18 protein-coding genes are annotated in these 12,852 nt (G+C 65.3%); 9 read left to right on the forward strand and 9 right to left on the reverse strand.

What is annotated here, in order from left to right:
• The first annotated feature begins 84 nt into the window (after positions 1 to 84).
• From hpnC to J3U95_RS04860, 8 genes are all read left to right on the forward strand, one after another.
• Positions 85 to 894: a squalene synthase HpnC gene (hpnC, locus tag J3U95_RS04825; RefSeq protein WP_208277509.1), complete on the forward strand. Its 810-nt coding sequence runs from the start codon at positions 85 to 87 to the stop codon at positions 892 to 894.
• Between the two features lie 108 nt (positions 895 to 1,002).
• Positions 1,003 to 1,836: a presqualene diphosphate synthase HpnD gene (gene hpnD, locus J3U95_RS04830; RefSeq protein WP_208277510.1), complete on the forward strand. Its 834-nt coding sequence runs from the start codon at positions 1,003 to 1,005 to the stop codon at positions 1,834 to 1,836.
• Positions 1,823 to 3,232 (forward strand): hydroxysqualene dehydroxylase HpnE, encoded by a 1,410-nt coding sequence (gene hpnE / locus J3U95_RS04835; RefSeq protein WP_208277511.1) that lies wholly within the window; start codon positions 1,823 to 1,825, stop codon positions 3,230 to 3,232. The genes hpnD and hpnE overlap by 14 nt, the downstream gene beginning before the upstream one ends.
• Before the next feature lie 31 nt (positions 3,233 to 3,263).
• Positions 3,264 to 3,413, forward strand: a complete 150-nt coding sequence (locus J3U95_RS04840; protein WP_177185558.1) for a hypothetical protein — start codon at positions 3,264 to 3,266, stop codon at positions 3,411 to 3,413.
• Between the two features lie 17 nt (positions 3,414 to 3,430).
• The gene (locus J3U95_RS04845; protein ID WP_208277512.1) at positions 3,431 to 4,228 is read left to right on the forward strand and encodes a DUF1700 domain-containing protein; all 798 of its coding nucleotides are present in this window, start codon (positions 3,431 to 3,433) and stop codon (positions 4,226 to 4,228) included.
• Positions 4,229 to 4,247: 19 nt separating this feature from the next.
• Entirely contained in the window at positions 4,248 to 5,042 is a 795-nt protein-coding gene (locus J3U95_RS04850; protein ID WP_229519643.1) for a head GIN domain-containing protein, read from the forward strand.
• Between the two features lie 31 nt (positions 5,043 to 5,073).
• Entirely contained in the window at positions 5,074 to 5,286 is a 213-nt protein-coding gene (locus J3U95_RS04855; protein ID WP_208277514.1) for a DUF7661 family protein, read from the forward strand.
• A 148-nt stretch (positions 5,287 to 5,434) separates the two neighbouring features.
• The gene (locus J3U95_RS04860; RefSeq protein ID WP_208277515.1) at positions 5,435 to 5,704 is read left to right on the forward strand and encodes a hypothetical protein; all 270 of its coding nucleotides are present in this window, start codon (positions 5,435 to 5,437) and stop codon (positions 5,702 to 5,704) included.
• 144 nt (positions 5,705 to 5,848) lie between these two features.
• On the opposite strand, the gene J3U95_RS04865 is transcribed toward J3U95_RS04860, so the two are convergent.
• The 5 genes from J3U95_RS04865 to J3U95_RS04885 all read right to left on the reverse strand — a co-directional run bounded on the left by J3U95_RS04865 (position 5,849) and on the right by J3U95_RS04885 (position 9,144).
• On the reverse strand, positions 5,849 to 6,526 hold the full coding sequence (locus tag J3U95_RS04865) for a hypothetical protein (protein ID WP_208277516.1): 678 nt from the start codon (positions 6,524 to 6,526) through the stop codon (positions 5,849 to 5,851).
• A complete protein-coding gene (locus J3U95_RS04870; protein WP_229519644.1) occupies positions 6,523 to 6,900 on the reverse strand; it encodes a hypothetical protein in 378 nt (125 codons plus the stop codon). Before J3U95_RS04870 ends, J3U95_RS04865 begins: the two co-directional genes overlap by 4 nt.
• A 76-nt stretch (positions 6,901 to 6,976) precedes the next feature.
• Positions 6,977 to 7,384, reverse strand: a complete 408-nt coding sequence (locus tag J3U95_RS04875; protein WP_208277517.1) for a hypothetical protein — start codon at positions 7,382 to 7,384, stop codon at positions 6,977 to 6,979.
• 92 nt (positions 7,385 to 7,476) lie between these two features.
• Entirely contained in the window at positions 7,477 to 7,830 is a 354-nt protein-coding gene (locus tag J3U95_RS04880) for a helix-turn-helix domain-containing protein (protein ID WP_208277518.1), read from the reverse strand.
• Between the two features lie 96 nt (positions 7,831 to 7,926).
• Positions 7,927 to 9,144: a YeeE/YedE family protein gene (locus J3U95_RS04885; protein ID WP_208277519.1), complete on the reverse strand. Its 1,218-nt coding sequence runs from the start codon at positions 9,142 to 9,144 to the stop codon at positions 7,927 to 7,929.
• A gap of 86 nt (positions 9,145 to 9,230) precedes the next feature.
• Between J3U95_RS04885 and arfB the strand changes: the two genes are divergently transcribed.
• The gene (gene arfB / locus J3U95_RS04890; RefSeq protein WP_208277520.1) at positions 9,231 to 9,626 is read left to right on the forward strand and encodes an alternative ribosome rescue aminoacyl-tRNA hydrolase ArfB; all 396 of its coding nucleotides are present in this window, start codon (positions 9,231 to 9,233) and stop codon (positions 9,624 to 9,626) included.
• A 9-nt stretch (positions 9,627 to 9,635) separates the two neighbouring features.
• Here arfB and J3U95_RS04895 read toward each other — a convergent pair whose 3' ends face one another.
• From J3U95_RS04895 to J3U95_RS04910, 4 genes are all read right to left on the reverse strand, one after another.
• Entirely contained in the window at positions 9,636 to 9,965 is a 330-nt protein-coding gene (locus tag J3U95_RS04895; protein ID WP_208277521.1) for a hypothetical protein, read from the reverse strand.
• Positions 9,966 to 10,019: 54 nt separating this feature from the next.
• A complete protein-coding gene (locus J3U95_RS04900; RefSeq protein WP_208277522.1) occupies positions 10,020 to 11,201 on the reverse strand; it encodes a tetratricopeptide repeat protein in 1,182 nt (393 codons plus the stop codon).
• A 79-nt stretch (positions 11,202 to 11,280) separates the two neighbouring features.
• Positions 11,281 to 12,393, reverse strand: coding sequence for a YsnF/AvaK domain-containing protein (locus J3U95_RS04905; RefSeq protein ID WP_208277523.1), 1,113 nt, complete (start codon positions 12,391 to 12,393; stop codon positions 11,281 to 11,283).
• A gap of 24 nt (positions 12,394 to 12,417) precedes the next feature.
• Entirely contained in the window at positions 12,418 to 12,840 is a 423-nt protein-coding gene (locus J3U95_RS04910) for a YsnF/AvaK domain-containing protein (RefSeq protein ID WP_208277524.1), read from the reverse strand.
• Positions 12,841 to 12,852: the final 12 nt, after the last annotated feature.

Raw genomic sequence — 12,852 nt, forward strand, 5'->3', positions numbered from 1 at the left:
GGTCACATTAGCGCCAGTTTGTATTCCAGCAATTATAATCATGCAAATAGATAAATCAGGTGACTTTAGAGTCATCCGTCCAAAATGGCCGTAGACCACTACGAAAACTTTCCTGTCGCCTCGATCCTGCTGCCGCGCCGCCTGGTGCCGGCGGTCGAGGCGATCTATGCCTTCGCCCGCAGCGCCGACGACCTGGCGGACGAAGGCAAGGCGATGCCCGACGAGCGTCTGGCCGCCCTCGAAGCCTACGAACGCGAATTGGACCAGATCGATGTCGGCGCGACGTCGTCGGACCCGATGTTCGCGCGCCTGGCCGGCGTCGTCGCCCAATACCGCCTGCGGCTGGACCCGATGCGCGACCTGCTGTCGGCCTTCAAGCAGGATGTCGTCACCCAGCGCTATGCCGACTATGCCAGCCTGCTCGATTATTGCCGCCGCTCGGCCGATCCGGTCGGGCGCCTGATGCTGGCGCTGTACGGCGCCGACGACGCCGATAATGTGCGCGACTCCGACGCCATCTGCAGTGCGCTGCAGCTGACGAACTTCCTGCAGGACGTGGCGATCGACCTGGAGAAGGGGCGCATCTACATTCCTTTGGAAGACCTGGCCCGCTTCAAGGTGAGCGAGGCGGCGCTGCGCGCCGGCACGGTCGATGCGCCGTTCCAGGCCCTGATGCGCTTCGAGGTCGAGCGCACCCGTGCGCTGATGCTGTCGGGCGCCCCGCTGGCCAAGCGCCTGCCGGGCCGGATCGGCTGGGAGCTGAGGATGATCGTCCACGGCGGCCTGCGCATCCTCGACCGCATCGAGCAGGCCGGCTACGACGTGTTCCGCCGCCGCCCGGTGCTGTCGGCGCCCGACTGGTTCATGGTCGGCTGGGGCGCCTTGCGCATGTAGTAACCCTTCGAGCAACCCCGATTTCACACTCATCGGCTAAGATAGCGGATTGACTGCGCGGCATACCCGGATTCGGCCGCGCCCCGACCAGCATTACACGACAATTTCATGTCTCCAGACGAATACTGCCAGCAAAAGACCGTCCAAAGCGGCTCCAGTTTCTACTACAGCTTCCTGTTCCTCCCGCCCGAGCGCCGGCGCGCGATCACGGCGCTGTACGCCTTCTGCCGCGAAGTCGACGACACCGTCGACGAGGCCACCGACGGCTCGGTGGCGCGCATCAAGCTGGCCTGGTGGCGCACCGAGGTCTCGAAGATGTACTCGGGCACCCCGACCCATCCGGTGATGCTGGCTCTGCAGCCGCACATCGCCACTTATCAACTGGAAGAAAAACACCTGCTGGCCATCGTCGACGGCATGGAGATGGACCTCGACCAGAGCCGCTACCTCGACTATCCGGGCCTGCAGCGCTATTGCTGGCACGTGGCGGGCGTGGTCGGCATCCTGTCGGCCAGCATCTTCGGCTACACCAATCCGCGGACACTGGCCTATGCCGAAAAGCTCGGCCTGGCCTTCCAGCTGACGAACATCATCCGCGACGTCGGCGACGATGCGCGCAAGGGCCGCATCTACCTGCCGGTCAACGAGCTGCAGCAGTTCGGCGTCACCGCCAACGACCTGCTCAAGCTGCAGCACAGCGACAAGTTCGAGGCGCTGATGCGCTTCCAGGCCGAGCGCGCGCAAGCCGTCTACGACGAGGCCCTGGCCCTGCTACCGAAGGAAGACCGGCGCGCCCAGCGTCCCGGCCTGATGATGGCCGCCATCTACCGCACCCTGCTGGACGAGATCCAGCGCGACGGCTTCCACGTGCTCAACCAGCGCATTTCGCTCACGCCGCTGCGTAAGCTCTGGCTGGCGTGGAAGACCTATGTCCGCACCTGAATTGCGGGTCGCAGTCGCCGGCGGCGGCTGGGCCGGTTGCGCAGCGGCGGTGGAGCTGGCGCGCCAGGGCTGCCAGGTGACCTTGTATGAGGCCGCACGCAGCCTGGGCGGCCGGGCGCGCGGCGTCGAGGTGCGCGGATTGGCCCTGGACAACGGCCAGCACATCCTGCTGGGCGCCTACCGCGAATCACTGCGCCTCATGAAAAAGGTGGGCGTCGACGAAACGACCGCTTTCCTGCGCCTGCCGGTCCAGATGCGCTATCCCGAGGGCGGCGACGGCATGGATTTCGCCGCACCACGCCTGCCGGCGCCGCTGCACCTGGCGTTCGCCCTGCTGCGCGCGAAGGGCCTGGACCGCGCCGACAAGCTGGCGCTGGCCCGCTTCAACAGCGCCGGGCGCTGGATGGGCTGGCAGCTCGACAACGACTGCACGGTGCTCGAGCTCTTGGCCCGCTTCGACCAGACCGAGCGCCTGACCCGGCTGATGTGGCGTTCACTGTGCATCGCGGCCCTGAACACGCCACCGGAACGGGCCTCGGCCAATGTATTCCTGGCCGTGCTGCGCGACAGCCTGGGCGCCAAAAGGCGCGCAGCCTCCGACATGCTGCTGCCACGGCTGCCGATGGGGGCGCTGTTCCCGGAGCCCGCCGGCGCCTGGCTCGAACGCCAGGGTCATGCCGTCCGTCTGGGCGTGAAGGTCGCTGGCCTCAAGCCCGACGGCGGCGGCTGGCTGGTGGAACCCGGCGGCGATGCCCCGGCCGAGCGCTTCGACGCGGTGGTGCTGGCCACCCCGGCGCCGGTGAGCGCCGCGCTGCTGGCGGGGTTGCCCGAGGCCGCGGCGCTGGCCGCCCAGTTGGACGCCTTCACCCACGAGCCGATCGCCACCTGCTACCTGCAATACGCGCCCGGCACCCGGCTGGCGCTGCCGTTCTACGCCCTGCTGGACGACCCTGCGGCAAACCGCTGGGGCCAGTTCGTATTCGACCGCGCCCAGCTGGATGGGGCCCAGGACGGCCTGCTGGCGGTGGTGGTGAGCGCCGCCGCCGAGGCGGCGAGCCTGCCGCGCGAACAGCTGGCAGCCGCCATCGCATCCCAGCTGGCCGAGGATTTCGGGCGGCCGGAACTAGCCACTCCAAGCTGGACCCAGCTGATCACCGAGAAACGCGCGACCTTCAGCTGCACACCTGCACTAGTGCGCCCAGGCAACACCACCGCCCTGCCCGGCCTGGTGCTGGCCGGCGATTACACGGCCAGCGACTACCCGGCCACCCTGGAGACGGCGGTGCGCAGCGGCCAGGCGGCAGCAACGGCCATCCGCGCCTACGGCGCCCTGCCCCGCGAAAAGCGCAGCCTGTCGCACGCCGATGGCGCCGCATCAAGCGATTCCGTAAGGTAGCAGCATCAAAACCCGTCTTATGGAAATGACTATGAAACCCCGTCTCGGCCTGCATGCCGTTGCCATTCTCGCCATCGTGGCGCTGAGCACCCTGGTGCTGGTGAAGCCCGAACTGATCGGCGGCTCGGCGCATGCGACCGTCCTGGCGATCGGCTCCATCCCGGCCCTCGGCCACCACTGACGGAGCGCCGCAACTACATGGGCAAGCTGGAATACCTCGATGCGCTCAAGCGGGCCCTGATGGGCCTGCCGCCGGAAACCCAGGCCAGGACCCTGGCCTGGTACGAGCAGCGCTTCGTCGACGGCAGCGCCGCCGGCCGGCCGGAACACGAGGTGGCCGCCGAGCTGGGCGATCCGCGCCAGGTCGCGGTGACCCTGCGCACCAGCGCCCACCTGGCCGACCTGAAGGACGGCAACAAGGACAAGAAGCCGTCGGGCAATATCGCGCGCACGGTCGTCTCGGGCATCGGCCTGTTGATTTTCAATCTATTCATGCTGATCCCGGCCGCGGTGTTCGCTTCGCTGCTGATGTCGCTGTACCTGTCGGCCTTCGGCGTCTACGTCTCGGGCATCGCCGTGACCGCCAGCGGGCTGGCCGGCTCGAATGAACTCATTTTGAGCGCCCCGCTCACCCGCATGGTGATCAGCGACGACGGCGAAGCGGTCGAATCGCAGACCCGGGTCACGATCGGCGCCAACGGCATTCACGTGTTCGACGAACCGGCGCCTGATGCCGACGAGGAAAATACCCAGACGCGCGCCGAGCGCGACGACCGCAACTCGCGCTTCATGCGCGGGGCCGAGGCGGTGGCGGAACGCAAGATCCAGATCACGACCGAGCTGGATCCCGGCTCGCGCACCACGCAGGTGGCGCTCGGCTGTGCGCTGATCCTGGGTGGCATCGCGCTGTTCCTGCTGTCGATCGTGCTCACCAAGTACACGCTGCTGGGCATCCGCCGCTACGTGAACATGAACCTGTCGCTGCTGAAGGGATAAGGACACCATGCGCGCCTTGATGAGAATCGGATTCGCCCTGCTGCTGCTGGCCGCCGTGCTGGTGGCGCTGAGCTACAGCATGCTGCGCGCCACCGGCGTCAGCACCGCCGCCGAGCGGCGCGAAGTGGCGCAGGACCGGCGCACCGTACCCGCCGGCGTCGACATCGTCGAGGTCGACGGCCCGATCGACCTGAACCTGCGCTATGGCGCCACGCCGTCGCTGCAGGTCAGCGGCGAGCAGCGCATGCTGGGCAACGTCGAGGTCCAGGGCGACGGCAATGTGCTGCGCATCGGCATCCGCGGCATGGTGCTGCGCCACCGCGAACCGCTGACCGTCGACCTGACCTTGCCTGCCTTGAGCTCGGTGCGGATCGACGGCAGCGGCGACAGCAGCATCAATGGCTTCTCCGGCGACGAGATCGCCGTCCAACTGAATGGCTCGGGCAGCGTGCGCTTCAACGGGCGCTTCCGCACCGCCAAGGTGGGCCTCTCCGGCAGCGGCGACCTGGACGTGAACGGCGGCGCCGCCATGGACCGGGTCGAGACGCGGTTGATGGGATCGGGGCGCATCACCGTGGTCGGCACGGCGCGTGAGCTCGATGCCAGTACCACCGGCTCGGGGCACCTCGATGCCGAGCACTTGCGGGCCGAGGAAGTCACGTTGAGCCAGAGCGGCTCGGGCGACAGCGCGGTGCAGGCGCGTAGCAAGGTGAAAGTGTCGCTCAGCGGCAGTGGCGACGTTGAGGTGTATGGGAATCCGGGGGAGCGCAGCACGAGCCGGGCGGGGAGCGGGAGCGTGAGTTACCACGATTAGGCGGCCAGGGTCGCGATGGAGGGCGGACGATATGAAGTTCAGCATCTATGGCAGGTTTCATATCGAAGTGCGGCGGGAGGATGAGGGCTGGGTTGCTTATCGCTCGGAATCAGGCAAGCGTGCAAGGGTGGATGAGCTGGTCATCCCTGCCGAACTGGATGCGCGGGATATCGCCATATACCTCGACGATATATTCCATGAATACGCTGGATTCGGTGAACGTGTAGAACTGATTGAGAACTGATCCAGCGTTCCTGGCCCACCCTTCTAACATAGCGCCAGAGCAGGCCGGAGGGCGTCAGCCCGAGGCAGGATTATGCTAAACTGACCACGCACGTTTCCACAAAGAATCTATAACGATGAAATGCCCTTATTGTCGTGAGCAGACATCAATGCTTGCCCAGATATGCCCGCACTGCCGTTCCGTGCTCTCTGCAAACTACAAGGCCGATGAGCATGCCAGCTCCGGAGGGCTTTCGCTTCCGATTGAATTCATTCACTGGATCGCTTGGACGGTTATTATTCTGATCGTTCTTAGTGTCACGATGGAGTTTCTTTTCATTGCTGACGATGTGCCCTTCCCACACTGGCTTGTGCTCGTCGATCTGGTGGCATCAGGAATATTGTCATACAAGTATCGTGAACGACTCCCGCACATTTAGCCAGGAACCGCATGGTGCTGGGTCGGCAGGCCCAGCAGTCACCCGATCGGTTTAGCAATCGCTCCGATGCATCTGCACAAGCTGGCAGACAAATCGCTGCAGCAAAATGCAGGACCTGCTCATTGCAAACTCGCACGGTAGCTGTTAGCGCGACGAGGGATGCAGCAGGTCCTCTATCGTGCAGTGCCCGGCGAGCAGCGCGGCCATCGCGGTTAGGGTCTGTCCTAGGCGCCATTCCGCATGTTCGGCCGCATGCATCAACGCTGCTTTTATTCCCGGCGCATGAAGATCGAATGACTGATGCCGGATCATCGATTCGGCGCTTGAGTACGAAATATGCCCGCGAGAACTGCCGGTGTCGATGCCAAGGACCGCGCGCTCCAGCATCGCGCCGTCTGCCGACACTCGGCCGACAGAATGGCGCTGCCTGAACAACTGATACCAGCCGCTCTTTGGATGGAAATGGGCTTCGAGCCGTTCGTGTGCCGCAGCAGGTCCGGTCGCGATCCGGGTATTCCGCAACATCTGTGACAGCCAATCGACGACTGCCTGCTGGCGCTGGTCGAGCTGTGCGAACAATTGGTTGGCGCCATCCACTTCTTCCCGCCCGGCGGACGGCTCCCCAAGCTCGACGCAGGGTGTTTCGAACAGCAATCGAGTCCGAATGAGCAGGCCCTGTAGCCGATCGACCTCGACATAGAACAAATAATACGTAGGCCAGTGCCAGCGGCTCCCCCGCGGCATAACGAGTACGTCGTCGATGAAGCTGGCCAGGTCGGCCACTTCGCACAAGAAGTCGTGCGCTGGCGCGGCTCCAGTCATTTGTGGCCTCCGGAGACGACTGGGTCCGTGTCGTCATCCCAGGAGGGCGCGAACTCCCTACCTATCCATCTAGCGTGAGAAAGATCCCATGGGCTTGCTGGATCCCGGCGCGGCAGGCGAAAACCGTACACCAGGCATGACATGCCTTGGTCGATAAGGCGGACCTTCTCCTTTTCGAACTCTGCATTGCAAAGCCGCGGCGCCCGCTCGAAGAACTCGTCGCCCTCATAGGGTGAATCAGTGCTGAATACCTGCCAGATGTACTTGTAGTGTCTGGGGTTGCCGAGCGGTTGAAGCGAACCGGATGTGAACATGATGCGCGGTTGCGCGTCATTGGTGCGGGATTCGAGGTTGGCGTAAGTTGGAAAAATCATTGCAGCAACGTCCGATGGCTGAGCAGGAGGATGATGGATCAAGGTATCAGACCACCCCTCAAGTGGTCAGTTGGTATCAGGCGATGTACCAGGCCTTGCTGACATCATCGCGGGAAGTGCCTGCATCAATACCGACCAATCCCATTCTTTCGAGGATCGGCAGCACATAGGTGATATTGCGCGTTCCGTTAGTGCGTACTGCTCGGCACAGGGGCCCGGCCCGCTCATGGTCCGAACTGGACTGGATCTGGCAACGCGCTCCGTCGTGATGTCCGTTCTCGAGAAGGTAACGGAGCGCGTCCTCGAACGCGGCCTTGCCGATCTTCATGGTGTTATCCGAACTCAAGATAATGACGAGCTCGTCCGCCCGCACTTCGGACACTGTGAATGCGGACTTTTTCGCAGGCGTTTCCAGCCGGATGCCATCGCATGCATGAGCGATGTGATTCCAGATCGCTTCGAGTGCTGTTTTGGAGGTACCCATATTTTATGCCCTATCGTTTGGAGGCCCGGGGAGCAATCACTCCACGCAGCACAAACATAGCATCTCACTAATATACGTAATTAGTCAAGTAATCACCAATTGATGACGACAGCCGAGGCTCCCCTCCGCTTGAGCTCAGCGACGATGTCCTCGATAGTCGCCTCCGCTAATAAGTTGCGTGGCTCGACATCGGTACCCCCAGGAGCATTGCCCGGCCCTGTATTCGGCTGCGCCGCGGTTGGGAATAGAACCGCATTCAGCTTATTCCATGTGCTGACGTTCGGCAGAGTGGCGTAGCAGTCGGACGCATCCTCGTAGCGCTTGGGCATGACGCCTGCTATACCGGCCAGCTTCGCCAACGCGTACTGTGAGAGGCCGCGTGCTTCGCGAGCCTCGCGCAGCTTTTCGCGAAACGTGGGATCGGTGACGGAAGGCAGTGAATTCATGGTCGGTCGGAGAAAGTAGCTGCGACAGTATGCTGAGCTATCTTTTTTCTGTCAACTTACTAAGTGCATGGTCAGACCGGCCCGCCGTACGCCCACTCAGCAACCGCTCGGTTTCACGCGCTCCACTTCCAGCCCGAACAAGGGCCGCAAGCGCGTACCGACGACATTGCCGGCAAACGCAAGCACCAGCCACAGCCAGCCATGCAGGCTACCCGAGATGATCCCGCTGAAATACGCGCCGATATTGCAGCCATAGGCCAGGCGCGCGCCGTAGCCGAGCAGCAGGCCGCCGACGATCGCCGCGATCAGCGAGCGCAATGGCAGGCGCCACACCGGCGCGTAGCGGCCGGCCAGCGCAGCCGCGACCATCGCGCCGAGCACGATGCCGATGTCCATCACCGACGTCACGTCCTTCCAGACCGGCGCGGCCAACGCGGCGGCGTTGGCGCCGCTCGACCAGTAGGTCCAGCTGGCGACGTCGATGCCGACGACGGATGCCGCCTTGGCGCCCCACAGCGCGAACGCGGAGGTCACGCCCCATGGACGTCCCGACAGGGCCAGGGTGGCGAAGTTGAGCACGACCAGCGCCAGCGCGCCGGCCACCAGCGGCCACGGGCCGCGCAGCCAGCGCGCGCCGCCGGTCGGCTGCGACTGCCCCATTACCAGGCGGCCGTGGCGGCGCTTTTCGACCACGACCGTGGCGGCCGCGATCAGCGCGAACACGACCAGGTTCAGCGCCAGCGCCGGGGCCAGGCCCAGTTCCTTGACCGCCGACAGCGGCGGCAGCTGTGGCATCGCGGTCCAGAACGGCATGTGGGCAGTGCCGATCAGCGAACCGACGATAAAGAAGATCAGCGTGACGATCATGCGCGTGCTGCCGCCGCCGACCGTGTACAGCGTGCCCGAGGCGCAACCGCCGCCCAGCTGCATGCCGATGCCGAAGATGAAGGCGCCAACGACGACCGACGTGCCGGCCGGCTGCACCAGCCCGGTGACCGGGTTGCCGAACAGCGTGCCGGCGGCGAGCGCCGGGAAGAACAGCACGACGCCAACGGCCAGCATCAGCATTTGCGCGCGCAGGCCATCGCCGCGGCCGTCGGCGATGAACACGCGCCAGGCCGACGTGAAGCCGAACGCCGCGTGGTACAGGGCCACGCCCAGCAGCGCGCCGACCACATAGAGCGCGGCCTGGCGCGGGCCGACGACCTGCGTCAGGTACCAGGCGCCGAGGACGATGAGCACGAACGCGACGCCGAAGGGCCGCAGGTTGATGTCGGCGCGTCGGGCGCCTGACAAGGATGCAGAATTGGTCATGAAAGTCGATGAAGATGAGACGGAACCCTCTATTTTCTAACATCTTCGCGTTCCGTGCAGGCAAGCGGCCGGTTTACAATGCCGGCATGGCCGTCATCAATCCTCTCGAAGTCGAATTCAGCGCAATCCGGGCCCAGGGTCCGGGTGGCCAGAACGTCAACAAGGTTTCGTGCGCCGTGCATGCGCGATTCGACATCGGCGCCTCGTCGCTGCCGCAGCACGTCAAGGAACGCCTGCTGGCGTCGAGCGACGCCCGTATCACGCAGGAAGGGGTGCTGGTACTCAAGGCGCAGCAGTCGCGCAGCCTGGAACAGAACAAGGAAGACGCCCTGCGCCGCCTGCAGGAGCTGGTCGACAAGGCGTCGATCGTGCCGGTGACGCGCCGCCCTACCCGGCCGACGCGTGGGTCGCAACTGCGGCGCCTGGACGCTAAGGCGCGCAGCAGCCAGACCAAGGCCTTGCGCGGCAAGGTCAGCGACTGATCTTCGCCTTCAGGCCTGGAGCGACGCGAACCACGCCGCGTACGGCGTATTCGCCACGATCCGCCGATTGAAATCCGGCGCGCCATCGGTCCACCACACCGGCCCACGTTCTCCCAGCGCGCGCTTGGCCGCGTCGACCGCCTGGCGCGCGGTCCGCTCGGCATTGCCGTCGCGCGCCTTCAGGGCGGCGCCGACGTCCCGGCGCGCCTTCATGAGCCGGTCGACCAGCTGCTGGCGCTCGTCCGGGGCAAGGCCGGGATTACTGGCTCGCCACAGGCGGCCCGAGACGACGAAATACCGCCCGTCGGGCGTAGTGGGATGTTTGTCGGGTGAAGGCATGGCCGCACTATACCCAAAGGGGGCGTGCGCAGCCGTTCGCTTACTACCAATGAATCAAGGCCGAAGACCGTAGCGATCGATGAACCCTTTGACGCCGCCCGGATTGGCCTCCAGCCAGGCTTCCAGCGCCGGGCGATACGCCTGGCGGAACATGAGCAGCAGGATCGCCGGTTCCAGTTGCCCATCCCTTCCCAGCGCCTGCATCTCCAGCAGCGCGGGGTCGGTCACGCGCTGGCTGCCGAGCGCAGTGGTCTCGTCCATGACCTTCAGCGCGGTACGCCATGCGCCGAGTTCGATCTCGAAGGGCGACTTGCTGCCGGCATTTTCGGACTGGCGTTGGTTCGACTCGCTGAATCCAAGCAGGAGACGCATGGCATAGTTCGGGGTGTCGGCCTGGCCTGCGGCCGACTCGTCGACCTGGATCGTGTACTTGCCGTCCGCCCCCTGCTCCACGCGCACGCCGCGCCTGAACGCCAGCGACTTGAGCGGCAGGCCGGCGGCGGCGCGCAACCTGGCCAGCTTGCCCCAGCTCGGGCGCTGCGATGGATCGGCCGCGATCGACGCATACAAGGCCGTTTCGGCCGGCCCGCGCTGGCCTTGCGCCAGCAAGGCATCGGACAGGAAGCGCCACGCCTGCGCATTCTTCGGCTCGATCTCGGTGGCGCGCCGGAACAGCGCCTCGGCGCGCGGCCAGTCGCCCTGGACGAAGTAACAGTCCCCGGCCCCCACCCAGGCGCTCGACGCCTTGGGGTCGGCCTCTATCGCCGCTTCGTACTTGAGCAGGGATTCCTTCGGCTTGCGCTGCGCGAACAGGGCCTCGCCTTCAGCCAGCAGCCTCGCGGCGCGAGGATTCGGCGTGTGCAGGGGCGAGGCGCCGCCGTCGTCCAGCATGCGCAAGACCTCGTGCGCGATCGGATCGTCGGCGGCAAGCGTGGTCGCGCGCTCGGCCAGCGCGCGCGCCGTCCGGCGCACCTGCGCCGCCTTGTCTTTCGGGGCCACGCTGGACAGTTTGAGCATCAGGCCGGCCTGCAGCGACACCGGCAGCGAGGCCTGCGGATCGGCCTTTTCGGCGGCCTTGTACTTGTCCAGCGCTTCCTGGTATTTGCCCTGCCCCTCGAGCACGTGGGCCTCGCGCACGAGGGTATGGCATGGTTCGCCGCACTGCATGGAGGCGGTTGCGGTCGCATTGAAGAACGCCAGCAGCGCGGCAACTGTCAGTACACGAATCGATTTCATGGGATGGCCAGGCAACAAAAGCCCATGTTACCGCGCAGCCCGGCCCCATTGATCACGGAATGTCACATGCCGGCTCGGTTCAGGTTCCGAGTTTGCCCGTCATGCGGTCCCATCCGTGGCGCACGGCCGACTTCATCTTTTCCCAGGTCGAGACGCCGCCATGACGCTTTTCCCAGTCGGTGCGCAGCTCGGGCTCGATCTCTTCCCACCGGCGCCCCGCGTACCTGCCGCTGCCCGCGATCTGCGAGCCGTAAAGGTAGGCCGGCGCATAGTCGTCGTATGCGCCGCCGCTCGCGCCATAGGTCAGCTTGAAGTGCTCGCGGTAGTAGCGCTCGTCGTCGCCCATGCTCGTGCCAAGCCGTTCCACGTCCACCTCGGTGTGGCGCACCGTGTCGTCGATCTGCTGCTGGCGTTCGCTGACCTGCTTGCCGATCGAGACTTCCTCGGTGATGCGGGCGGATTTCTCGACCACGGCCTCCTCGGCGCTCTCGCGCATCTCGATGGTCTGTTCCTTGAATGCCGCCGCATCGCTCGGGCTGATCGGCTGGTCCACCTTGCGCCGCTGGACGTCGACGTGTTCTTCGCGCAGGCCGATGGTTTCGTGCACCGGCGTCTCGACGATGCGCGAGAAGATGCGCAGGCCGCCGCGCTGGACTTCGCGCTTGCCGACCCGCAGCTGCTCTTCGACCACCGGGATGGTCGCGCTGGTCGACGTATCCCGCTGCAGCGAAGCGCCGCTGGCGCCGCCCTGCAACTGGCCGGCCGCCGACTGGCTCGATAGCGCCGCGCCCTGCGTCGTACCCTGCCTGGACCCGGCGCCCGTCAGCAGCGCGCCCGGCGTAGCGACGCCTTCCGAATGCTCGTCGATGTCGACCGGCCCGAACGCTTCGACGACGTCGGCGGCGCGCTCGACGTCGGGCAGCGAATCGGCGCTCAGCGTCACTACGTGCTGCCCTCGCGCGAGCGCGCCTTCGTAGCGGCTCGCGTGGTGTTTGTGCTCGTCGCCGAAGAGGTCCTGGAAGAAGTGCTTGATGCCCGTACCGATGCCTTCGGCAGTGGCGGCGCCGCCAGAGGCGGCATTGGCGTCGGAAAGCCGCACGCTGTCGCGGCTGAAACCGGAAGACAGCAGCTGGTCGTACGCGCTTTGCGCGTCGGTGCGGTTGTCGAAAACCGCGACTAGCGTATGGTGCATGATGTGCCTCCTTGGGTGATGACTTCAGGCGCCCGAATGGCCGGTCTCGTCGAAACGTTCGACCTCGACCCGTTCCGCCTTGAGCGGAACGGTATCAAGGTGACGCTCCTCGTGCCGGACTCGGGTGATGTGCAGTTCTTCCCTGATGCGGACCTTGCGCTCGACCACCAGCACTTCCTCGAGCACGGGAATGACCAGGGTGTCGCCTTCATGGCGGTGACCGGACGCCTCGTCGGCGCCGACGATGCGGTCGACCGGAACGTGTTCGATGCGCAGCTCCTCGCGCAGCAGCCGCTCGTCGACGGTAACGGGATGTTCGGTAACGGTCTTGTGGATGCGTACGCCGCGGCCGGTATCCACCATGCGGGTACCGACCGCAAGCTGCTCCTCGACGACAGGAATACGCATCGGCTCCTGTTCGCTCGGCTCGGTAGGCGTGCTCGACATGGTCCGCTCCTG

This window comes from Massilia oculi (assembly GCF_017582745.1).
Classification (GTDB): Bacteria; Pseudomonadota; Gammaproteobacteria; order Burkholderiales; family Burkholderiaceae_D; genus Telluria; species Telluria oculi_A.